Consider the following 22,813-nt stretch of genomic DNA (forward strand, 5'->3'; position numbering starts at 1 on the left):
GGAGCCGGCTGGGCGGGACGCTGCGCCGGGCGCTGCGGCTGCTGCGCCTGGGCCAGGGCGAGAGCGGGCACCAGCGCGAGAGCGAGGCCTGCACCGACGCGAGCCGCGGCTTTGGCGGAGAACGACATGAAAGGTCCTTTCGATCGTGTCCGAAGCGCAAGCGGGGAGCCTGGGCGGGCCGGACCTTAATGGGTCGGATTCGGACGCGCTATGTCGCTGCCGAACGTGGCGACACGGTGGCGCTGTCCCTGGTCGCGCTCAATAGCGGCTCGCCGTCCCGTTGAAAAGCCGGAATCACCCGGCCTCATGCTAGGGATTGAGGCAGCCCAACCGACCGGAACCCATGCTGCATCGCCTCCTCCTCCGCCTTGTCGCCGCCGCCCTCCTGATCGCGCCTGCCGGAGCCGCCGCAACGGCCGCGGCCGAGGTGCCGCGTGCACCCGTGCGTCAGGCGCTCGCCATGCACGGCGAGCCCGCCAGCGCGCCCGACCTCGCCCACCGCCGCTACGTCAATCCGGATGCGCCGAAGGGCGGGCGCATCGTCCTTGGCGTGCAGGGCACGTTCGACACGCTCAACCCCTTCGTCGTGCGGGGCCTGCCCGTGCCTGGCGCCCGGCAATATCTCTACGAGACGCTGCTCGCCCGGTCCTATGACGAGCCCTTCACCCTCTATCCGCAGATCGCCGCCGGCCTGGAACTGCCCGACGACCGCTCCTGGATCATCTTCCACGTCGATCCGCGCGCCCGTTTCTCCGACGGCCGGCCGGTGACCGCCGCCGACGTGCGCTTCTCCTTCGAACTCCTGAAGGAGCGCGGGCGGCCGAACCACCGCAGCTACTACCGCAAGGTGAAGAGCGTCGACCTCCTCGACGACAGGACCATCCGCTTCGACCTCGCCGGCGCCAATGACCGCGAGCTGCCGCTGATCCTTGGCCTGATGCCGATCCTGCCTCTGCACGCGACCGACCCGGCGACCTTCGAGGAGACGACGCTGGAGCCGCCCGTCGGCTCCGGTCCCTACGTCATCGGCGAGGTCAGGGCCGGCGAGAGCCTCACCCTCCGGCGGGACCCGAACTGGTGGGGGCGTGACCTTGCCATCAACCGCGGCCTCTTCAATTTCGACGAGATCCGCTTCGACTTCTACCGCGACGGCAACACGCTCTTCGAGGCCTTCAAGAAGGGCCTCGTCGACAGCCGCGTCGAGACCGATCCCGGCCGCTGGACCTCGGGCTACGACTTCCCCGCCATGCGCGAGGGCCGTATCGTCCGCGAGACGCTGCGCCCCGGCACGCCCAAGGGCATCCGCGGGCTGACCATGAACACCCGCCGCGCGCCCTTCCAGGACGTGCGGATCCGCGAGGCGCTGGGCCTCCTCTTCGACTTCGAGTGGACAAACCGGGCTCTCTATGCCGGCGGCTTCGAGCGCACCCAGTCGCTGTTCGAGGGCTCCGAGCTCTCCGCCCGCGGCCGGGGCGCGACGGAGGAGGAACGGCGGCTCCTCGCCGCGGCGGGCGCCAGGGTGCGGGAGGACGTCCTCGACGGGACCTACGCCGTACCCGTCTCCGACGGCACGGGCAGCGACCGCAACCGCCTGCGGCAGGCCCTGGCGCTCTTCGCGGCCGCCGGCTGGCGCCTCGACAATGGCGCCATGCGCCATGCCGTCACCGGGCGCCCCTTCACCTTCGAGTTCCTGGTCGCGACGCGGGACCAGGAGCGTCTCGCCCTCACCTACCAGCGTTTCCTCCAGCGCGCCGGAATCCGCATGGCCGTGCGCAACGTCGACGCCGTGCAATACGATCGGCGGCTCCGCGACTACGATTTCGACATGGTCGACTACCGCTGGTGGAACACCTCGCTCTCCCCCGGCAACGAGCAGGCCTTCTACTGGGGCGTCGCCGCCGGCCAGTCGCCTGGCAGCCGCAACCTGCCCGGCATCGCCGATCCGGCGGTGGACCGCCTCGTCGAGGCCATCGTGGAGGCGCGCCGGCGCGAGGATCTCGTCACCGCGGCGCGGGCCCTCGACCGGGTCGTGACCTCCGGCTTCTACTGGGTGCCGCTGTTCCACCAGCCGTCCCAGTGGATCGCCCGCTGGAATCACATCGGCGTGCCTGCCGAATCATCCGTTTTCGGCTATCTCGTTGAGACGTGGTGGCGTCGTGACGCCGGTGGGGCTGACGGACAGTGATTCTGGGGCGCGGCAGGAAGGGTAAGGCGTCGGGCCTTGCGGGGCGCGCGACGCTCGATTCATTGCTGCGCCGCGCCGCCGAAATCCGCCCGACGGCACGGGCCCTCTCCGACGCGCCGAACCGCCCCCATCTCATCGGCGGCGAGCCGCGGCAGCTCTCCTGGGCCGAGCTCGACGGCCTCGTGGACGCCCTCGCCGGCCGCCTCAGGGACATGGGCCTGCCGACCGATGCGGTCGTGGCGACGCAGTTCCCGCTCTCCAGCGATGCGATCATCTCGTTCCTGGCGCTGCTGCGCGCCGGCCTCGTCGCCGCGCCGATCCCCCTCGGCTGGGGCCGCCGCGAGACGACCGCCCATCTCCAGCGCATCGGCGCACGTGCCATCCTCACGGCCGGCCGCGCCGGTCCGGTCGACTGCGCCGACATGATGCGTTTCGCAGCGGCCGAAACCTTTTCCGTCCGCTTCGTCCTGTCGCTGGGCGGCCCCGCGCTTGACGGCGTCATTCCGCTGGACGACGTGCTGGCAAACCCGGCGCCGGCCGAGCGGGTCGAGGTCGCCCGGCCCGACAATCCGGCCGACCACGTCGCGGTGGTGACCGCCGACGCCGTGGCCGAAGGCCATATCGCCGTCGCCCGCAGCCACAACGAGCTGATCGCCGGCGGCCTCGCTGCCTTTATGGCGGGCGTGCCGGACGAGCATTCCGTCTTCGCCGCGACCCTGGCTCCCGATTGCTTCGCCGGCCTCGCCCTGCAGGTCGTGCCCTGGCTCATGTCCGGCGGCACGCTTGTCGCCCATCCGCCGCTCGCCCTGCGCATCGTCGTCGACCGGCTCGCACCCGACGGCGCCACCCATGCCGTCCTGCCGGCCGCCGCCGCAGCGGCCGTCGTCTCCGCACCCCTCGCCCAGCGGCCCTCGCTGCGCCATCTCGCCCTCTTCTCCCGTCGTCCCGTCGAGCCCCAGGCCTTCGCCGAGGCGATTGCCGAGGGCCTCGCCGTCGACGTCTTCCTGGGCATCGGCGAAACCGCGGTCGCCCGCGCCCTGAAGGACGGCGCGGGTGCGATCATGCTGGGCCCGGACACCCACACCTCCGGCGGCCAGTCGCCGGTGCTCATCGAATCGCGCGTCGGCCCCGAAGGACGGCTCGAGCTGCGTGGCGCCATGGTTCCGCGCGCCGCCTTTCCGCCCGGCGCCGAGAACGGCGTTCCCCCCTTCTGGTCCGTGGACGAGGAGGGCTTCCGCGACACCGGGCTTCCTGCCGCCGCCGACAAGCCGCGCAAGACCCTCTCCATCGGCTCCCGCGAGCCGGGAGTCGTCTCCATCGGCGGGCGACGCTTCGCCGAGAGCGCGATCCGCGCCGCCTATGTCGAGGCCGGCGGCGAGATTGCGCCGGTGATCCGGCCCGACGCCCTCCTCGGCGACCGCGTCTCGGGCGTCGTCGGTGACGGCCGGGCGATCGCGGGCCTCGCCGGCCGCCTCCTGGAGACCGGGGTCACACCTCTCGCCATCCCCGGCGGAACCCGTCAGGCCGGGCAGCTGCCCTTCGAGGATACCCGCCCGCGCGAACCCGAGCCCATCCTTGACCCGCTGGGCGATGCCCATTCCGCCCTTGCACAGCTCCTGAGTGTGGCGCGGGCGGCGGCGGGGTATTAAATCTGGGCTTTGCCCCGGGAGCCCGCCATGGCCGACACACCATCCACGACCCCGCCTGCGCTGACGATCGACGTCGTCTCCGACGTCGTCTGCCCCTGGTGCTTCGTCGGCAAGCGCCGGCTGGAAAAGGCGCTGGCGCTCGTCCCGGACGTCCCCACCGAAATCCACTGGCGCCCCTACCAGCTTGCCCCGGACCTGCCACCGGAGGGCAAGCCGCGGCGCCAGTACATGCTGGACAAGTTCGGCGACCCAGAGCGCATCCGCCAGATCCACGAGCGCCTCACCGGCATCGGCGCCGAGGAGGGCATTCCTTTCGACTTCGATCGCATCGCGGTCGCACCGAACACGCTCAACGCCCATCGGCTGATCCTCTGGGCGCGCTCGCCCGACATCCAGGGCCGCGTGGTCGAGGCCCTGTTCACCGCCTTCTTCGTGGAGGGGCGCAATCTCGCCGACGACGAGGAGCTGATCGCCATCGGCGCCGCCTGCGGCCTCGACGCCTCGCTGCTGGCCGAACTTTTCCCCACCGACGCCGACGTCGAGCGAACGCAGCGCGAATATGCCTCGGCCCAGCGCATCGGCGTCACAGGCGTGCCCTTCTTCATCGTCGCGGGCCGCTACGGCATCGCCGGCGCCGAAGCCCCGGAGACGATCGCCGGCGCCATCCGCCAGGCTGCGGCAGAGGTCGCGGCCTGAAGGCCTGCCCGCCCGGGCGGGCAGGCCGTTGCAGACCCCTCGCGAAGGCGCTAGGTGCGGTTCATGGCACAGTCAAAGACCCTCACCCATCTCGACGCGAGCGGCACGGCCAACATGGTCGACGTTTCGGCGAAACCGGCGACGGAGCGCACCGCCGTGGCGGTGGGCGCGGTGGTGATGAAGCCGGAAACGCTGGCGCTGGTGCGCGCCGGTGACGCCAAGAAGGGCGACGTGCTCGGCACCGCCCGCCTCGCCGGCATCATGGCGGCCAAGCGCACGCATGAGCTCATTCCCCTCTGCCACCCGCTCCTCCTCACCAAGGTCGCCGTCGACCTGACCCCCGACGACGCGCTGCCGGGCGTTCGGGTGAGCGCGACGGTCAAGGTATCCGGCCAGACCGGTGTCGAGATGGAGGCGCTCACCGCGGTCTCGGTCGCCTGTCTCACCGTCTACGACATGGTCAAGGCGGTCGACCGCGGCATGCGGATCGAGGCGGTCCGCGTCGTCGAGAAGACGGGTGGCGCCTCCGGCAGCTACAGGGCGGACTGAGCGATGGCCGGCCTGCTTCCCGTCGACGAGGCGCTGGCGCGCGTCCTGGCGGGTGCACAGCCCCTTCCCGAGGAGTGGATCGCAGTCGGCGACTGCGACGGCCGCGTCCTCACCCGTGACCTCGTCGCCGGCCGCAGCCAGCCGCCGGACGACGTCTCGTCTATGGACGGCTATGCGGTCCGCGCCGCGGATCTTCCCGGACGGCTGCGGGTCATCGGCGAGTCGGCGGCCGGCCGCAGCTTCGCGGGCAGCGTCGCCCCCGGAGAGGCCGTGCGCATCTTCACCGGCGCCCCCGTTCCCGCCGGAGCCGACGTCGTCGTCATGCAGGAGGATGTCGGGCGCGAGGGCGACCATGTCGTCATCGCCGGCAGCGCACGGCCCGGCAAGTTCATCCGCCGCCGTGGTCTCGACTTCAGCGAGGGCTTGACGGGGCTCTCGGCGGGAACACTGATGAATCCGCGCCGCCTCGCCCTCGCCGCGGCCATGAACCATGCCACGGTACCGGTCCACCGCCGGCCCCGCGTTGCCATCCTGTCGACGGGTGACGAACTGGTGGAGCCGGGCACTGCGCCCGGGCCTGGGCAGATCGTCTCCTCCAATGCCCTGGCGCTCGCCGCCGTGGTCCACCGGGCCGGCGGCCAGCCGACGCTCCTCGGCATTTCTCCCGACCGGCTCGACGAGACGCTCGCCCGCGTCCGCCTCGCCCGCAGCCAGGGCCACGATATCCTGGTGACCTCCGGAGGCGCCTCGGTCGGCGAATACGACCTGATGCAGCAGGTCATCGCCACGGAGGGCGCGACCCTCGGATTCTGGAAGATCGCCATGCGGCCGGGCAAGCCGCTGATGATGGCCGACCTCGGCCCCATGCGGCTCCTCGGCCTGCCGGGCAATCCCGTCGCCTCCTTCGTCTGCGCCATGCTCTTCCTGCGGCCGCTGCTGCTGCGCCTCGCGGGGCGCGGCGATTCGGCCGACGAGGCGGAAGAAGCCGTCCTCGGTGCGGACGTGCCGGCCAACGACCTGCGGGCCGACCATCTCAGGGCGACGCTGGCCGTGCGCGACGGTCGGCTGGTGGCGACCCCCTTCCCCGTGCAGGATTCCTCGATGATCCGGGTGCTCGCCGAGGCCGAGGCGCTGATCCTCCGGCCCCCGCACGCCCCCGCCGCCGCGGCCGGCAGCCCGTGTCGGATCATCCGCCTCGACAGCTAGGCACCGCCTTTACCGGATCTCAACGGTTGCGGAACACATAAAGAACAGATAGTGATTGTTCATGATCTGTTCGGTTGAGTCGGCCGACGGCACTGCAGGGGACGGGAACCGATGCTGACACGCAAGCAACATGAACTTCTCCGCTTCATCCAGGAGCGGTTGAAGGAAAGCGGCGTGCCCCCCTCCTTCGACGAGATGAAGGAGGCGCTGGACCTGAAGTCCAAGTCGGGCATTCATCGCCTCATTACGGCGCTGGAGGAGCGCGGGTTCATTCGCCGGCTACCTAATCGCGCCCGCGCGCTGGAGGTGATTCGTCAGCCCGAGCAGTCCGCCGGCCCTGCCCGCGGCAAATTCTCTCCGAGCGTCATCGAGGGCTCTCTCGGCCGCGCCCGCCCGCCGTCGCAGGACGATGACGTGGTGATGCCGGTGGCCGTGCCCCTGATGGGCCGTATCGCGGCCGGCGTGCCGCGCGAGGCCATCGAGCAGCGAACGTCCACGATTTCGGTTCCTCCTGAAATGCTCGCCCGCGGCGAACACTATGCCCTTGAAGTGCGTGGTGATTCGATGATCGAGGCGGGCATCCTCGAGGGCGACCTCGCCCTCATCCGCAAGGGTGACAGCGCCGAGACCGGCGACATCGTCGTCGCCCTCATCGACGACGAGGAGGCGACCCTGAAGCGCCTGCGCAAGCGTGGAACCTCCATCGCGCTGGAGGCGGCCAACCCCGCCTATGAGACCCGCGTTCTGGGCCCGGACCGCGTGCAGATCCAGGGCAAGCTCGTCGGGCTGATCCGGCGCTACTGATCGAATTTTACTGAGCCGGCTCTGGATCGTCGTCCTGCGGTTCGGCCGGGGCCTGCGGCGCAGGCGCAGGTTGCGTGGCGCCTGCAGGCGGTCGGATGAGGCGCAGCGCCTCGCCCGCCGGGCGCGGCCGGAACCAGGGCCTGTCGGCGCCCTCCGGCCGGGCGGCCTCGACTCCGAGGCCGCTCTCCCCGCCGTGGATGCGCACCGCTCCCGTCCAGGCGATGGCGCGCAGGTCCACGATGGTCGCAGGACAGCCCGCCGGCACCGGTTGGCGCGTCACCACGATCCGCGCCTCCCGGCAATCGTCAGCCACAGCGTCCGGGTGGCGCGGCACGGCGATGCGCCCGCCGCCCGCAAGCGGCATGGCGCAGCCGAGCGGATCGCAGCGAACCCCCTGTTGCAGGCTCTCGTCGGCGGCGCTGCGGCCGTCCGCCTCGGCGGTGAGCCAGCGCTGGACCGCGAAGCGGTTTCCGCGGGCGGAGACGACCCGCAGGCGGCCGTCAGGAGCGCGGGCGGCGACCGTCGCCCCCTCCCCGTCGATGAGGATGAGCGGCCGCTGACCGGCCGGCGCGAGCGCGAGGCCGAGGGCGACCGCCGGAAGGCCGAGCCAGCGGAGCGGGGTCGAAAGGAGCGCGACGACGATGAAGCCGGCCGAGAACATGAGGAGCCCTGCCGGATGCAGCGAGGGCACGATGATCCGCCCGCCGGGCCAGGACGCAACCCACTCGCCCGTCTTCACGAAGAGGTCGATGCCGAGGCCGGCCAATGCCCACACCGGCCTGTCCCAGCCGAAGGGCCAGAGCAGCAGGGCGAGGATTTCGAGAGGCATGACCACGAACTCGATGATCGGCGCGCCGAGGAGGTTTCCGGCCACGCCGTAGAGATGGACCGTGTTGAAGTGGAAAGCCGCATAGGGCGTGGTCGCCAGCGACGCGAGGAAGGAACTGGCAGCGAGCCCGATGATGCCGTTGGTGACGAGGAGCAGCGAGCGCCCGATGCCTGCGGGGTCGCCGGAGTTGCGCTCGGCCCAGGGCCTCAAGGTGACGTAGCCGGCGACGAGGGCGAGCGTCGCGGCGAAGGACATCTGGAAGCTCGGGCCCAGCAGGCTCTCCGGCGCGATGGCGAGCACGGCGAGCGCCGCCAGCGCCAGGGTGCGCAGCGTCAGCGCGCCACGGTCCAGCGCCACGCCGACCAGCACGACCGCGATCATGATCCAGGAGCGCTGGGTCGCCACCTCCGCGCCGGAGATGACGAGGTAGGCAGTCGCCACCGCGAGCGCCGCCAGAGCCGCCCAGGCCTTCACGTGGCGGGTCAGGGCCAGCGCCGGCACGAGCGCGAGGCCGCCGCGCACCAGGGCGAAGACGAGCGCCGCCACGAGAGCCATGTGGAAGCCGGAGATGGAGAGGATATGGTAGGTGCCGGCGGCCCGCATGGCCTCGTTGATCCCCTCGGGGATGCCATCGCGGCGGCCGGTAACCAGCGCGTCGGCGATGGCGCCGGACGTGCCGGGGATGGCGGCGCGGATGCGCTCGCTGATGGCGCCGCGCAGGCTCTCGTGGGCGGCCCGCAAACGCACCGGCCAGGGAGCGATGGCGTCGGCTCCGGTCGCTCCGGGCGTAACGGGCCCGACGACGAATCCGCTCGCGCCGAGACCCTGGAAATAGGCGTCGCGGCCGAAATCGTACTGGCCGGGCGCGGCGGGATCGGCGGGCGGCCGCAGCCGCGCCGACAGCGTCACCGCCTGGCCCGCGGATACCGTGGTGCGCGTGCGGCTGGTGACGCGGATGCGCTGTGGCGCGCGGTCGAGAGCCGGGCTGACGCCGATGACCCGCAGCGTCAGCCGGTCGCCACCCTCGCGCTTCTCGACGCCCTCCACCCAGGCCTCGATGCGCAGGAGCCCGCTCTCCGCTGCGAGCACGGGATGGGCCATGACGCGGGTCTTCACCGTTGCCGCCGCAAAGCCGGCCGCGACCGCCGCGAGCCCCGTCGCGACGAGGAAGGCGCCGTAGCGGCGTCGAAGACGGAACGCGAGGACGACGAGGCCTGCAAGAAGGACCAGCGGCGCTACGAGGGACGGCTCCTCGGGGGCCGCGAAATAGAGGAGGATTCCGCCGCCCATCGCCACCGGCAGCATCAGGAAGGCACGACCGCGCTCGAGCTCGAGGGCGCCCCAGGCGAGGACACGGCCGCGCCACGCCTCAATGACGGGCGAGACGGCGACACCTGCCGGCGCGGCACCCCGGCCGGCCAGCACGGCGGCGATGGCTTTCGCCCGCCCTCTCAACGCCGCGCACCCATGGGGCCGCTCCCCAAGCCGTTCACAACATGCTACAGCCACGCGCTTTCCGGCGCCGAGCCTAACGCGGCCCGGCTTCCCCTGTCGTCTTCGGAAGAATCATGACCGTCGTCTCCCGCTTTGCGCCCTCCCCGACGGGCTTTCTGCACATCGGCGGCGCGCGCACCGCGCTGTTCAACTGGCTCTACGCCAGGAAGACCGGCGGCAAGATGCTGCTGCGCATCGAGGACACCGACCGCCAGCGCTCGACCACCGAGGCGATCGACGCGATTCTCGACGGCCTGTCATGGCTCGGCCTCGGCTGGGACGACGAGACGATCTACCAGTTTGCCCGCGCCGAGCGGCACGCCGAGGTGGCGCGCCAGCTGCTGGCCGCCGGCCGCGCCTACCACTGCTATGCCTCCCCCGAGGAGCTGGACGAGATGCGGGCCCTCGCCATGAAGGAGGGCCGACCACCCCGTTATGACGGCCGCTGGCGCGATCGCGACCCCGCCGAGGCTCCCGCCGGCATCAAGCCGGTGATCCGGCTCAAGGCGCGCCAGGATGGCGAGACGGTGGTGGACGACCTCGTCCAGGGCCGGGTCGTCATCCCCAACAAGGACCTCGACGACCTCGTGCTGCTGCGTTCCGACGGCACGCCCACCTACATGCATGCCGTGGTCGTCGACGACCACGACATGGGGATCACCCACATCATCCGCGGCGTCGACCACCTGACCAATGCCGCCCGCCAGACGCAGATCTACGAGGCCCTGGGCTGGCCGGTGCCGGCCATGGCCCATATCCCGCTCATCCACGGGCCGGACGGCGCCAAGCTCTCCAAGCGCCACGGCGCGCTCGGCGTCGAGCAGTACCGCGCGCTGGGATATTTGCCGGAGGCGCTGCGCAACTATCTGGTGCGCCTCGGCTGGAGCCAGGGCGACAAGGAGTTCTTCTCGACCGAGGAGATGATCGAGGCCTTCGACCTCTCCGCCGTCGGCCGCTCGCCGGCGCGCTTCGACTTCGCCAAGCTCGAGGCGGTGAACGGACATTACATCCGACACGCTGCCGATGACCGGCTGCTTGCCGCCATCGACGACATCCTGCCCCATATCGACGGCGGGTCCGAGATCGCCGCGGCTCTCACGCCGGAGCGGCGCGCCCAGGTGATGAAGGCCATGCCCGGCATCAAGGAGCGCGCCAAGACGGTGCTCGAACTGATCGACGGCGCCGGCTTCATTCTCGCCAGCCGGCCCCTCGCGGTCGACGACAAGGCCGCCGCCCTGCTGACCCCGGACGCGCGCGCCCACCTCGCAGCGCTCCACCAGCGTCTCGCGGCGCTGCCCGAATGGACGGTTGCGGCAGCCGATGCGGCAGTGCGCGCCGAGGCCGAGGCACGCGGCGTCAAGCTCGGCATGCTGGCCCAGCCGCTGCGCGCGGCCCTCACCGGCCGCACCACCTCGCCCGGCATTTTCGACGTGCTCGAGGTGCTCGGCCGGGAGGAAAGCCTCGCCCGCATCGCCGACCAGATGAGCGCCTGACGGCACGCCTGCGAGCCCGTCATACCTATGTCGCAAGGCGGGGCCTACGCAGCCCCACGCGCTTGCCGCATGGTCAAAAAGCGTCTATCCGGTCTTGAGGGCGCGACAGGTGTTCGGCACCATGGGCGGGCACGCATATTCAGATAGGAAATTCAAGGGGTTGCCGATGTCCGCAAGCGCAAAGACCGCGACACTCACTCTTGGCGACAAGACCATCCCGCTGCCGATTTCCAACGGCACCGTCGGCCCGTCGACCGTGGATATCGGCAAGCTCTATGCGCAGACCGGTATGTTCACCTACGACCCGGGCTTCACCTCCACCGCCAGTTGCGAAAGCAAGATCACCTATATCGACGGCGACGAGGGCGTCCTGCTCTATCGCGGCTACCCGATCGAGCAGCTCGCCGAGCACGGCGACTTCCTCGAGACCTGCTACCTGCTGCTCTACGGGGACCTGCCGACCGCTGCCCAGAAGGCCGATTTCGACTACCGCGTCACGCACCACACCATGGTGCATGACCAGATGAGCCGCTTCTTCACCGGCTTCCGCCGCGACGCCCACCCGATGGCCGTCATGGTCGCGGCTGTCGGCGCCCTCTCGGCCTTCTACCACGACTCCATCGACATCGCCGATCCGCACCAGCGGATGATCTCCTCGATCCGCCTCGTGGCGAAGCTGCCGACGCTGGCCGCCATGGCCTACAAGTACTCGATCGGCCAGCCCTTCGTGTATCCGCAGAACTCGCTCGACTATGCGTCGAACTTCCTGCGCATGTGCTTCTCCGTGCCGGCCGAGGACTACAAGGCCAATCCGGTCCTCGCCCGCGCCATGGACCGCATCTTCATCCTGCACGCCGACCACGAGCAGAACGCCTCGACCTCGACCGTTCGCCTTGCCGGCTCCTCGGGCGCCAATCCCTTCGCCTGCATCGCCGCCGGCATCGCCTGCCTCTGGGGCCCGGCCCACGGCGGCGCCAACGAGGCCGCGCTGAAGATGCTCGGCGAGATCGGCTCGGTGGAGAACATTCCGAAATTCGTCGCCAAGGCGAAGGACAAGAACGATCCGTTCCGCCTGATGGGTTTCGGACACCGCGTCTACAAGAACTACGATCCGCGCGCCAAGATCATGCAGAAGACCTGCCACGAGGTCCTCGGCGAGCTCGGCATTAAGGACGACCCGCTGCTCGACGTCGCCGTCGAACTGGAGCGCATCGCCCTGTCGGACGATTACTTCATCGAGAAGAAGCTCTATCCCAACATCGACTTCTATTCGGGCATCACCCTCAAGGCGATGGGCTTCCCGACCGACATGTTCACCGTGCTCTTCGCCCTCGCCCGCACCGTCGGCTGGATCGCCCAGTGGAAGGAAATGATCGAGGACCCGCAGCAGAAGATCGGCCGTCCGCGTCAGCTCTACACGGGCGAGCCGCGCCGCGACTACACGCCGATTTCCCGGCGCAAGTGATCCCGGCGGGCATCCGCCTGCAAGCATGGTTCAGCGGGGCGCTTCGGCGCCCCGTTCGCGTTACGGGGTGGGGCGGACAGCCGAGAGCACGATCCGTCCGGCCCTGACGCTCGGCGCCTCGCCCGAAAAATCCATTACGGTGTCGAGGCGGGCGAAGGCCTCCACCTGGCGCCGTCGTTCCGGACCGTCGACGATGACCGACGCCAGCGCGGCCGAGACCGCCTCCACCGTCCCTTCTTCCTGCAGGAATTCCGGTACCACCTTCTCGCCGAGCACGAGGTTGGCCAGCACCGCCGTCTCAGCCGTGATCAGCCGGCGGGCGATCTGCGCTTCGAGCCAGCCGGTGCGATAGGCGACGACCTGGGGCACGCCGGCGACGGCGAGCTCCAGGGTCACGGTCCCCGAACAGGCGAGGGCAGCCCTTGCCGAACGGAAGGCGGCGAACTTCGCATCCTCCCCATCGATGATGCGCGGCTTCACCGTCCAGAACGACACCTCTTGCGCGATGAGGTCGCGATGCTGGGCGACCGCCGGCAGCACCCAGTCGATCGGCCCCAGCCTGGCATCCACCCGCGCCAGCACCCCCGCATAGAGAGCAGAGAGACGCGTGATCTCGTTGCGACGGCTCCCGGGGAGCACGAGAACCTGGGGTGGCGCCGCATCGCGCCTCAGCAGTTCGTCCGGGCCGGGCCTGATCTCGGCGAGCCGCTCGCTGATCGGATGGCCGACATAGCTCGTCGGCGGCCCGCCGAGCTTGCGGTGGACGTCCGGCTCGAACGGCAGCAGGGCGAGAAGCTGGTCGACATAGGAGCGCATCTCCGCCGCCCGTCCCGGCCGCCAGGCCCAGACCGTCGGCGAGACGTAGAAGACGACGGGAATGTCAGGCCGCGCCTTGCGGACCCGCCGCGCCACCCGCCGGTTGAAGCCCGGTGCGTCGATCAGCACCAGCACGTCCGGCGGCCGCGCCAGGATCGCCGCAACGGTCTCGCGGATGCGCCGGAGCACGCGGGGAATGTGGACGATGATGGAGGTGAGGCCGAAGAGCGCGATCTCCACCATGGGGAACTGCGAGTCGAGGCCCCGCGCCCCCATCCGCCGTCCGCCGACACCGCGGAAGGCAACCGGCGCGCCGCGCAAGGCCACCAGCCCGTCCATCAGGTGGGCGCCGAGCTGGTCGCCGGATTCCTCGCCCGCAATGATGAAGACGTCGAGCGGCTGCGTCATGGCGCTTCGCCGGCGGGAACACCGACGACGAAGAGGCCGTGCCTGTCGGCGAGGCGGATGACCTCCTCCACGTCGACCACGAGGGTGGATCCGGCGACGACCGCGATACCCTTCAGCCCCGCGGCGGCGGCCTTCGCCACCGTATCGGGGCCAATGGCAGGCATGTCGATGCGCCGGTCCTGGCCGGGCTTCGGCGCCTTGACGAGCAGGCCGCTGCCACGGGGCCATTTCAGCCGCCCGGCAGCCAGCATGGTGGCGCAGCGGTCGAGCATCCCGTCGGTGCCCTCGGCGCCCTCCACGGCGACGATGCGGCGGTTGCCGATCACCATGCCCTGCCCGACGTCGTAGGGGCCGAGCGCCGCGATGGCGCTTCGGGCGAGCGCGATGTCCTCGAGGTCGGCCGCGGCCGGCCGCACCCCGCCGAGAGGGCCGTCGGGCATCAGCAGTTCCGGTGCCACCTCGTGCGCGCCGAGGAGGCGGAAGCCGTGGCGCTCGAAAATGCCGGCAATGCCGCGCAGGAGATGGTCGTCGCCGCCGCGGAACAACCGGACGATGTCCGGAAGCACGCGCAGGCCGCCGAGATCCGGCACCGTCGTCCAGAGGTTGGGTCTGACCAGCGAGCCGATCAGCACGAGATCGCGGCAGCCGGCCTTCCTCGCTTGCGCCACCATGGTGCCGAATTGGCCGATGCCGATCCAGGCGTGCGGAAAGGCCTGAAGGTCCGGGCCGGCGATGCCCTTCAGCAGGAGCGCGAAGACCGGACGCCCCTGGGCCGTCGCCGCCCGCGCCAGGGCGAGAGGAAAGCTCCCCGCCCCCGCGATAATGCCGAGCGGGCTCGTCTCACTCATCGGTGGCGGAAGGGCCCGCGCCGGCCACCCGGGTCTTCTTCGGCGCGGCCATCATCACCGGCCGCTTCTCCCCGGCCTCGATGAAGGCGATCAGGCGGCCGGCAGCGGGGTGGTCGCGATAAGCGGCCGTGGCGTCGGCGAGGCGCTCGGCAAAGGTGCCGACGCCGTAGAACAGGGTCTCGTAGCAGGCCCGCACGGTGCGCACGTCGTCGCGGCTGAGGCCGCGGCGCTTCATGCCGACGACGTTGAGGCCGATCAGCTCGCCCGAGGTGCCATTGGCGCCGAAGGCCATGCCGTAGGGGATGACGTCGTCCTTGACGCCCGTCACCCCGCCGACCATGGCGAAATCCCCGATGCGGGTGAACTGGTGGACCGCGCAGAGGCCGCCGAGGAAGACGTAGTCGCCGACCTTCACATGGCCGCCGATGGTTGCCGCATTGGCGAAGATGACGTTGTTGCCGACCCGGCAGTCATGGGCGACATGGGCATAGGCCATGAGGAAGCAGCGGTCGCCGATGGTCGTGGCGCCGGTCTTCGGCGTGCCGCGGTTGACCGTGACGCTCTCGCGAATGACGCAATCCTCGCCGACGCTCGCAGTCGTCGGGTCGCCCTTGTAGGAGAGGTCCTGCGGCGCGGTCCCGATGGAAGCGAAGGGAAAGATCTCGCTGCGCGCCCCGATGGTCGTATGGCCGTCGAGATTGACGTGGGAGTGCAGCGTCACGCCGTCGCCGATCTCCACGTCCGGGCCCACCGTGCAGAAGGGACCGATGCTGACACCCTGCCCCAGCCGGGCCGCGGGTGCCACATAGGCCAGCGGATGGATCTCGGTCGCGCGGCTTGTCATGGGTCAGGCGTCCGCCAGCATGGCCGAAAGTTCGGCTTCCGCGACCAGCTTGCCGTCGACCATGGCCTCGCCGCGGTAGAACCAGATGTTACGCTTCTTGGCGATCTTCGTCATGTGATACTCGATCCGGTCCCCGGGCGTGACCGGCTTGCGGAACTTCGCCTTGTCGATGGTCATGAAGAAGACGAGCTTGCCCGTTCCGCCCACCGAGGTCAGCGCCATGACGCCGCCGGTCTGGGCCATGCCCTCGATCATCAGGACGCCGGGCATGATCGGGTTGCCAGGGAAATGACCCATGAACTGCGGCTCGTTGGCCGTGACGTTCTTGATGCCGATGCCGAATTCATCGCCGCGGATGTCGACGATCTTGTCGATGAGCAGGAACGGATAGCGGTGCGGCAGCACGCTGAGAATCTTCTGGATGCCGGCCGTATCGATGCTGGTCGTCGTCTCGTTCATCGTCAGGAAGCCCCCTCGTCCTTGTCGGCGGGCCTTGCGCGCGCCAACCGTTCCACCGCGGCGATCTCGCGGAACCAGTCTCGCACCGGCTTGGCCGGCCGGCCGCCCCAGCGCGCCCCGTCGGGCACATCATCCTTGACGATGGAGGTGGCGGCAATCTGGGCGCCGTGGCCGACGGTGACGTGGTTGTTGACGCCGACCTGCCCGCCCAGCATGACGAAATCGCCCAAACGCGCCGAGCCGGAAATGCCGACCTGGCTGACGATGACGCAGTGGCGGCCGATCTCGACGTTGTGGGCGATCTGCACGAGGTTGTCGATCTTGGTGCCCTCACCGATCACGGTATCGAGCACGTGGCCACGGTCCACCGTGGTGTTGGCGCCGATCTCCACGTCGTCCTGAATGATGACGCGCCCGACCTGCGGTACCTTGGCGTGCTTCTGCCGGCCGAGCTCGAAGCCGAAACCGTCCTGGCCGATGCGCACGCCGGCATGGACGATGACCCGGTTGCCGAGCAGCGCGTGAACAAGCGAGACATGGGGACCGATGGCGCAGTCGCGCCCGATCCGCACCCCCGGTCCAATGACGCAGCCAGCCGCCAGCAGTGTGCCGGACCCGACCTCGGCCTGCGGCCCGACGACCACACCCGGATCGACCACCACGCCCGGCTCAAGCCTCGCGGAGGGGTGAATCATCGCGCCCGGCGAAATCCCGGTGGCGCAGAACAGCGACTGCGGACGCAGCGCCTGCGGATAGAGCTTGCGCGACACAGAGACGAAGGCCGCGTGCGGATGAGCGACGACGATGGCCGCGACGCCCGCCGGCACGAGGTCCCGCTGCCGGCCGGAGACGAGGCAGGCCGCGGCCCGCGTCGCCGCGAGCTGATCGGCATATTTGGAATTGTCGAGGAAGGTCAGGCTGTCGGGCGAGGCGTTGGCGAGCGCCGAAACACGGCCGATGGCGCGGTCGCCGTCGCCGCCGACCCATTCGGCCTTCAGAAAAGCCGCGACCGAGGCGACGGTCATCGCCTCGGCCGGAACAAGGAACTGGGGTTCCGTCATGATCATCCCGCCAGGGACCGCAGCGCCCCTGGACAGGGACGCCGACGGTCAGAAGCGCGTGCCGCCCGAGAAGCGGAAGGCCTGCGTCTGGTCGCCCCTCGCCTTCGAGAGGACGAAGGAGTAGTCGAAGCGGATCGGGCCGAAGGGCGAGTTCCACAGGAGGCCGACACCCACGGACGAGCGGATCTTGTGGGCTTCCGACCCCTGGAGGTCGACCAGCAGGTTCGTCCCGCCCGTATTGAACGAGTTGATCGAGCTGTAGCCCCACACCGAGCCGGCATCCGCATAGAGCGCGCCGCGCATGCCGAAATCCTTCGGCAGGAACGTGATCGGGAAGGTGACCTCCGCCGAGGCGCCCCAGTACATCGTGCCGCCGACCGCGTCGGCCGCCCGGTCCAGAGGCACACCGGCCGCCGCGTTGCGGATCGCGAAGTCGCGCGGACCGATACCGGCGGTCTGGAAGCCGCGCACGAGCTCCGGACCCATGAAGAACTGGTCCACCGAGTCGAGCTTGCCGCCGAGACCGGCGATGTGGCCACCCTGGACGCGCAGCATGGCAATCCAGTCGTTGGTCAGGTCGTGGTAGTAGCGCGCGTCACCCGTGGTACGGACGAAGCGGGCGTTGCCGCCGATGCCGGCCACGTCCTGGCGCAGCTCGGCGTAGAGGCCCTGGCTCGGATTGATGGCACGATCGAGGTTCGAATAGATCAGCGAATAGCCGAGCATCGAAATGAAGCGCGTGCGGTTGTTGATGGCGCGCAGCGCCCCCGAGACTTCGCCGTCGTCGAGGCAGTTGTAGGCACGGCCGAGGCCGGCGGTGTTGATCGTGCCGTCCGGAGCCAGCGAGGCAGCACCCTGGTCGACGCCGGCAGCAGCAGCACGCGGGTCGCCGCCCTCGAAATAGGAGAGCGTGCCGTTGTTGTTGTACTGGCGCAGCGGGCCCGTGTAGCTGCTGTAGCAGTTCGTCTGGTCGTCGCGGATGGAGATCCGCTGCGACACGGCGCTGTAGCGCAGCTGGACCGCGAACTGCTCGGTGATCGGGATGCCGAGGCGCAGCGTGCCGCCGTACGAGGTCGACTCGAACGGCTGATAGGTGGCGCGGCTGGTGTGGCGGTAGAACAGGTCGAAGCCACCCGACAGACGGTAGTCCATCAGGAAGGGCTCGGTGAAGGAGAAGTTGATGCCGCGCGAGCGCTGGCCGAACATGCCGCCCAGGCGAACGAACTGGCCGCGACCAAGGAAGTTGCGCTCTTCGACGGAGGCCTCGGCGATAAAGCCATCCGCAGTCGAGTAGCCACCGGCGATCGAGAAGGCACCCGTCGGCTGGTCCTGGACCTCGACGTTGACGATCACGCGGTCGGCGGCCGAGCCCGGCTCGGTGGTGATCTTCACTTCCTTGAAGAACCCGAGGTTCTTCAGGCGACGCTCGGCGCGGTCGACGAGCACGCGGTTGTACGCGTCGCCCTCGGCCATATCGAACTCGCGGCGGATGACGCGGTCCTGGGTGCGGGTGTTGCCGCGCACGTTGATGCGCTCGACATAGACGCGCGGGCCTTCCTCGACGACGTAGACGAGGTTGACGGTCAGCGTCGACGGGTCACGCTCGCCGCGCGGGCGGACGGAGGCGAAGGCATAGCCGCGGCGGGCGACCTCGAGGGTCACGTCCTCGAGCGACTTGTCGACAAGCTCGACGTTGTAGACGGCGCCGGGCTGGGTCTTCACGGCGCCGCGCAGGGTCGAACCCTCGACGTCGCGGATGTTCGACTGCACGTCGACCGAACCGATCCGGTACTGCGGACCTTCCTCGATCTCGATGACGATGTTGAACGAGTTGGCGGCCTGGTCGAAGTCGGCGCGCGCCGAGAGAATGCGCATGTCGACGTAGCCGGCGCGCAGGTAGAGGCGACGGATGGCCTCCTGGTCGGCGTTCAGGCGGTCGGCGTCATAGACGTCGTTGGACTTGAGCCAGGACAGGATGCCGGTCTCGGCCGTCGACATCACGTCCAGCAGACGCTGGCGGCCGAAGGCGTTGTTGCCGACGAAATTGATGGCGCGGACGCCGGCCTTCTTGCCCTCGGTGATCTCGAAGATCAGGTCAATGCGGCCATTCGGCTGCTCGATCGTCTTCGGCACGATCTCGACCTCGTAGCGGCCGGTGCGGCGATAGACGTCGTAGAGGCGCTGGGTGTCGGACTGGACCGTGGCGCGGGAGAAGGTGCCGCGGGCCCGCGACTCGATCTCGCCCTGCAGCTGCTCGGTCTTCAGGCGGCGGTTGCCCTCGAAGACGACCCGGTTGATGACCTCGTTCTCGGCGACTTGGACGACGAGGCGGCCGCCCTGGCGGCTGACGCGGACGTCGCGGAACAGGCCCGTCGCGTACATGGCCTTGATGGCCTCGTCGACACGGGCGGCGGTCAGCGGCTCACCGGGGCCGGTGCGGAAGTAGGAACGGACCGTATCCGCCTCGATGCGGCGGTTGCCTTGCACGACGATGCCGCTCGCCGACTGCGCATTCACCTCTGTCGAGAGCACCATGCCCGCGGTCGTGGCCATCACCACGCCCACTGCGGTCATCGTCCCTGCGATCACGACCGTTCGGACCGTCCGAGCGAAAGAAGTCATGAAGCACGCGCCTGTCTGTTTGGTATGTCGGTTTCACGCGAACGCGAACCACCCGTGGATTCCGCCCGGGCGACACGCTTGTAACCGGTTTGTCCGGGAGTGCAAACCGCACCGCCCCGGCCCGGCCGGTTTTTCGAAATCCGTTGCCGGTTCGCCACGCCTGCCATCAGCCGACGAGCCCCCGGATGTCGTTCCAGGTGGCGAAGATCATCAGCATCAGAACCAGCGCCAAACCGAAGCGGAACGCCATTTCCTGGGCCCCTTCGCTCATCGGACGGCCGCGCACGGCCTCGATCGCGTAGAAGACGAGATGGCCGCCGTCGAGCATCGGAATGGGGAAGAGATTGAGGAGGCCGATCGACACGGAAATGAGAGCCGCGAGGCTCAGGAGGGCCACGAATCCGATCTGCGCGGCCTCGCCCGAGACCTGAGCGATTCTGATGGGACCACCGAGCTGGTCGGCGCTCTGCGTGCCCATCACGACGCCGCCGAGATAGGCGAAGGTGCGCTCCACCACGAACCACGTTTCCTTCATGCCCATCCAGGTCGCGGTGAAGGGATCGTAGCGGCGGATCTGCGTGTCGCCCGGCTGGTTCGAGCGGGAAATGCCGAGGCGGCCGATGCGGTGGGTGCCGCCGAAGCGGTCCTTGAACTCGAAGACGGTCGGGACGGCGGTCAGGTCGAGCTCGCGGCCGTCGCGCTGCACCTTGATCGTCAGAGTCTCGCCGGCGCTGGAGCCGACGATGCGCTGCATGTCGGAGAAGCTCTCGATCGGCCGGCCGCCGATGGCGAGGACGAGGTCACCCGGCTGGAACCCGGCCTTCTGCGCGGCGCTGTCGGCGACGATCGTCTCCACCCGCGGCTGGGTGATCGGCTTGCCAAAGAGGGTGAAGACGCCGGCGAAGATGACGACGGCGAGAATGAAGTTGGCGATTGGCCCGGCCGCCACGATGGCGGCGCGCTGGCCGATGGATTTGTGGAAGAAGCTCTCCGAGCGCTGGGTCTCGGTCATGGCCGAGGCCGCGTCGAAATCGGGCGTCGAGGCCGCGTCGGCATCGCCGTAGAACTTCACGTAGCCGCCGAGGGGAATGAGGCACAGCTTCCAGCGGGTGCCGTGCCGGTCGTTGAAGCCCACCAGCTCGCGCCCGAAACCGATCGAGAACACCTCTACGCGCACGCCGTTGCGGCGCGCCACCCAGAAGTGCCCGAGCTCGTGGAAGAACACCACGACGGTCAGGACGAACAGGAACGGAATGATGGTCCAGATCAGGGTCTGGCCCCATCCGCCCAGAGCGGAAACGACGTTCATTGCGATGTCCCATGGATATCAGCCGCGGAAATCCGAGACTCATACCCTCCCACGTTCAAGATGCCGCAGCCCGGGCGTTAAGCATAGTGGCCCTCGCCCGCTGTCTGGCGGCATGGTCAATCAACCATAAATCGTCCAATGTGGCCGGAGCGGGGCCGACGCCTTCCGCCGCGAGGACCGCCTCGACGAGCGGCGCGATGTCGCAGAAGCCGATGTCGCGGGCGAGGAACGCTTCCACCGCCACCTCGTTGGCGGCGTTGAGCACGGTCGGCGCCCTCCCTCCGGCTGTCATCGCCTCGATGGCGAGGCGCAGGGCCGGGAAGCGGACGAGGTCGGGTTCCTCGAAGGTCAGTGTCGCGATGGCGGCGAAGTCGAGCCGCCGCGACGGTCCGTCGATCCGCTCCGGAAAGCCGAGGCAATGGGCGATCGGCACCCGCATGTCGGCGGCGCCAAGCTGCGCCACGATCGACCCGTCGCGATAACCGACCATGCCGTGCACGACCTGCTGGGGGTGGATCAGCGCCTTCAGCCGCTCCGGCGGCAGCGAGAACAGGTGGTGCGCCTCGATGAGCTCGAGCCCCTTGTTCATCAGGCCGGCCGAGTCGACCGTTACCTTGGCGCCCATGGCGTAGTTGGGGTGCTTGAGCGCGTCCTCGGGCCGCGCCGCAGCGATCGCCGCCGCGTCCCAGGTCCGGAAGGGGCCGCCTGACGCGGTGATCCAGACGGTCTCGACATCCTCCATGCGCGAGCCCGCCAGCGCCTGGAAGACGGCGTTGTGCTCGGAATCGACGGGGAGGATGGCGACGCCTCCAGCCGTCGCGGCCCCCATCACCATCGTGCCCGCAGCGACGAGGCTCTCCTTGTTGGCGAGCGCGACCGTCGTCCCCTGCCCGATCGCGGCCAGCACCGGCTCGACACCGGCCGCGCCGGATATCGCCGCGACGACCATGTCGGCGGGTCGCGCCGCCGCGGCCGCCACCGCCGCGGGGCCCGCCGCCGCCTCGATGCCGCTGCCGGCAAGGGCCTCCTTCAGCGCCGGATAGGCGGCTTCATCCGCCACCGCGGCGAAACGGGCGCCGAAATCGCGTGCGATGCGGGCAAGACCCGCCGCGTCGCCATTGGCCGTCACCGCCTCCACGGCGAAACGGTCGCGGTGACGCCCGACGATGTCCATCGTGCTGGTGCCGACCGAGCCCGTGGCACCGAGGATGGTAAGGCGGCGCACGCTCACCACACCAGCAGCCCGGCGGCGGGGTTGGCCGATCCGCCGCGCATCAGCCCCAGCGCCGCCGCTGCGACCGCGGCGACGAGGAAGCCGTCGAGACGGTCCATGACGCCGCCATGGCCAGGGATGAGCGATCCCGCATCCTTGGCCGCGAAACGCCGCTTGACCGAGGACTCGAAGAGGTCGCCGCCCTGGCTCAGCGCCGCGATGACCCAGGTGGCGATCGCGAGCCCGATGCTGAGGGGAATGCCGGCGAGCCGCACCACCACGAGGGCAATGGCCGTTCCCAGCAGCGTCCCGCCGATGAACCCCGACCAGGTCTTCTTCGGCGACAGGCGCGGCCACAGCTTCGGACCGCCGATGGAGCGGCCGGCGAAATAGGCGGCGACGTCGGTGCCCCAGACAACCGCGAAGAGCCAGAGGATAGCGACGAACCCGAGTGCATTGTCGTCCCGCAGGATGGTCGGTCCGAGCACCACGGCGGCGGCATAGAGGAGCCCCGCGATCGCCCAGCGGGATCGCCCCTGCGGGCTGAGCGCCAGAGCGACGCCGGCGCCGGCGCCGAGGGCCACCATGGCGAAGCCGGGATTGAGGAAGTACCGCTCGAGGCCGAGCGCGGCGGTGAGCGCGACGAGTTCGCCGGCATAGAGAGCCGGCGGCGCCTCGGGCAGGACCAGCCGGTTCCATTCCCGCAGCACCAGCGCCGCGCCGCAGAGCCACAGGATGGCGAAGGGCCAGTCGCCGAGCCAGGCGGTGAAGATCGCGACCGGAATGAGTACCAGCGCCGAGACGACGCGCTTCTTCAGGTCCGGATCGGAGAAGGCGCCCGCGGGGCGCTGGTCGGGCCGCAT

At 69.7% G+C, this 22,813-nt stretch carries 18 protein-coding genes; 8 read left to right on the forward strand and 10 right to left on the reverse strand.

What is annotated here, in order from left to right; all coding sequences use genetic code 11:
* Positions 1-343: 343 nt before the first annotated feature.
* The 6 genes from ACT6XY_RS01730 (at position 344) to lexA (ending at position 7,089) form a co-directional block, all read left to right on the forward strand.
* A complete protein-coding gene (locus tag ACT6XY_RS01730; RefSeq protein WP_444746622.1) occupies positions 344-2,185 on the forward strand; it encodes an extracellular solute-binding protein in 1,842 nt (613 codons plus the stop codon).
* A 62-nt stretch (positions 2,186-2,247) separates the two neighbouring features.
* Positions 2,248-3,834 (forward strand): AMP-binding protein, encoded by a 1,587-nt coding sequence (locus tag ACT6XY_RS01735; RefSeq protein WP_444746623.1) that lies wholly within the window; start codon positions 2,248-2,250, stop codon positions 3,832-3,834.
* A gap of 27 nt (positions 3,835-3,861) precedes the next feature.
* Positions 3,862-4,530, forward strand: coding sequence for a DsbA family oxidoreductase (locus ACT6XY_RS01740; protein WP_444746624.1), 669 nt, complete (start codon positions 3,862-3,864; stop codon positions 4,528-4,530).
* A 63-nt stretch (positions 4,531-4,593) separates the two neighbouring features.
* Positions 4,594-5,079 carry a cyclic pyranopterin monophosphate synthase MoaC gene (moaC, locus tag ACT6XY_RS01745; protein ID WP_444746625.1) on the forward strand — a complete coding sequence of 162 codons (486 nt, stop codon included), beginning with the start codon at positions 4,594-4,596 and terminating at the stop codon, positions 5,077-5,079.
* Positions 5,080-5,082: 3 nt separating this feature from the next.
* The gene (locus ACT6XY_RS01750) at positions 5,083-6,285 is read left to right on the forward strand and encodes a molybdopterin molybdotransferase MoeA (protein WP_444746626.1); all 1,203 of its coding nucleotides are present in this window, start codon (positions 5,083-5,085) and stop codon (positions 6,283-6,285) included.
* Between the two features lie 111 nt (positions 6,286-6,396).
* Entirely contained in the window at positions 6,397-7,089 is a 693-nt protein-coding gene (gene lexA / locus ACT6XY_RS01755; RefSeq protein WP_444746627.1) for a transcriptional repressor LexA, read from the forward strand.
* Between the two features lie 7 nt (positions 7,090-7,096).
* On the opposite strand, the gene ACT6XY_RS01760 is transcribed toward lexA, so the two are convergent.
* Positions 7,097-9,373 (reverse strand): ComEC/Rec2 family competence protein, encoded by a 2,277-nt coding sequence (locus tag ACT6XY_RS01760; protein ID WP_444746628.1) that lies wholly within the window; start codon positions 9,371-9,373, stop codon positions 7,097-7,099.
* 113 nt (positions 9,374-9,486) lie between these two features.
* On the opposite strand from ACT6XY_RS01760, the gene gltX reads away from it, so the two are divergent.
* Together gltX and gltA are read left to right on the forward strand one after the other, a co-directional pair.
* Positions 9,487-10,905, forward strand: a complete 1,419-nt coding sequence (gltX, locus tag ACT6XY_RS01765) for a glutamate--tRNA ligase (RefSeq protein ID WP_444746629.1) — start codon at positions 9,487-9,489, stop codon at positions 10,903-10,905.
* A 166-nt stretch (positions 10,906-11,071) separates the two neighbouring features.
* Positions 11,072-12,370 carry a citrate synthase gene (gltA, locus tag ACT6XY_RS01770; RefSeq protein WP_444746630.1) on the forward strand — a complete coding sequence of 433 codons (1,299 nt, stop codon included), beginning with the start codon at positions 11,072-11,074 and terminating at the stop codon, positions 12,368-12,370.
* Between the two features lie 60 nt (positions 12,371-12,430).
* Here gltA and lpxB read toward each other — a convergent pair whose 3' ends face one another.
* The 9 genes from lpxB to ACT6XY_RS01815 form a co-directional block, all read right to left on the reverse strand.
* Complete coding sequence (gene lpxB / locus ACT6XY_RS01775; protein WP_444746631.1) at positions 12,431-13,594, reverse strand: lipid-A-disaccharide synthase; 1,164 nt, start codon at positions 13,592-13,594, stop codon at positions 12,431-12,433.
* Positions 13,591-14,442 (reverse strand): LpxI family protein, encoded by an 852-nt coding sequence (locus ACT6XY_RS01780; protein WP_444746632.1) that lies wholly within the window; start codon positions 14,440-14,442, stop codon positions 13,591-13,593. Before ACT6XY_RS01780 ends, lpxB begins: the two co-directional genes overlap by 4 nt.
* Positions 14,435-15,286 (reverse strand): acyl-ACP--UDP-N-acetylglucosamine O-acyltransferase, encoded by an 852-nt coding sequence (lpxA, locus tag ACT6XY_RS01785; protein ID WP_444746633.1) that lies wholly within the window; start codon positions 15,284-15,286, stop codon positions 14,435-14,437. Before lpxA ends, ACT6XY_RS01780 begins: the two co-directional genes overlap by 8 nt.
* A gap of 3 nt (positions 15,287-15,289) precedes the next feature.
* Entirely contained in the window at positions 15,290-15,745 is a 456-nt protein-coding gene (fabZ, locus tag ACT6XY_RS01790; protein ID WP_444746634.1) for a 3-hydroxyacyl-ACP dehydratase FabZ, read from the reverse strand.
* Positions 15,746-15,747: 2 nt separating this feature from the next.
* Positions 15,748-16,806, reverse strand: coding sequence for a UDP-3-O-(3-hydroxymyristoyl)glucosamine N-acyltransferase (gene lpxD, locus ACT6XY_RS01795; protein ID WP_444746635.1), 1,059 nt, complete (start codon positions 16,804-16,806; stop codon positions 15,748-15,750).
* Between the two features lie 48 nt (positions 16,807-16,854).
* Complete coding sequence (gene bamA / locus ACT6XY_RS01800) at positions 16,855-19,380, reverse strand: outer membrane protein assembly factor BamA (protein WP_444746636.1); 2,526 nt, start codon at positions 19,378-19,380, stop codon at positions 16,855-16,857.
* 214 nt (positions 19,381-19,594) lie between these two features.
* The gene (gene rseP, locus ACT6XY_RS01805; protein ID WP_444746637.1) at positions 19,595-20,737 is read right to left on the reverse strand and encodes an RIP metalloprotease RseP; all 1,143 of its coding nucleotides are present in this window, start codon (positions 20,735-20,737) and stop codon (positions 19,595-19,597) included.
* A 55-nt stretch (positions 20,738-20,792) separates the two neighbouring features.
* The gene (gene dxr, locus ACT6XY_RS01810) at positions 20,793-21,971 is read right to left on the reverse strand and encodes a 1-deoxy-D-xylulose-5-phosphate reductoisomerase (protein WP_444746638.1); all 1,179 of its coding nucleotides are present in this window, start codon (positions 21,969-21,971) and stop codon (positions 20,793-20,795) included.
* Positions 21,965-22,813, reverse strand: a complete 849-nt coding sequence (locus tag ACT6XY_RS01815) for a phosphatidate cytidylyltransferase (RefSeq protein WP_444746639.1) — start codon at positions 22,811-22,813, stop codon at positions 21,965-21,967. Before ACT6XY_RS01815 ends, dxr begins: the two co-directional genes overlap by 7 nt.

The organism is Phreatobacter sp., from assembly GCF_052440005.1.
GTDB lineage: Bacteria > Pseudomonadota > Alphaproteobacteria > Rhizobiales > Phreatobacteraceae > Phreatobacter.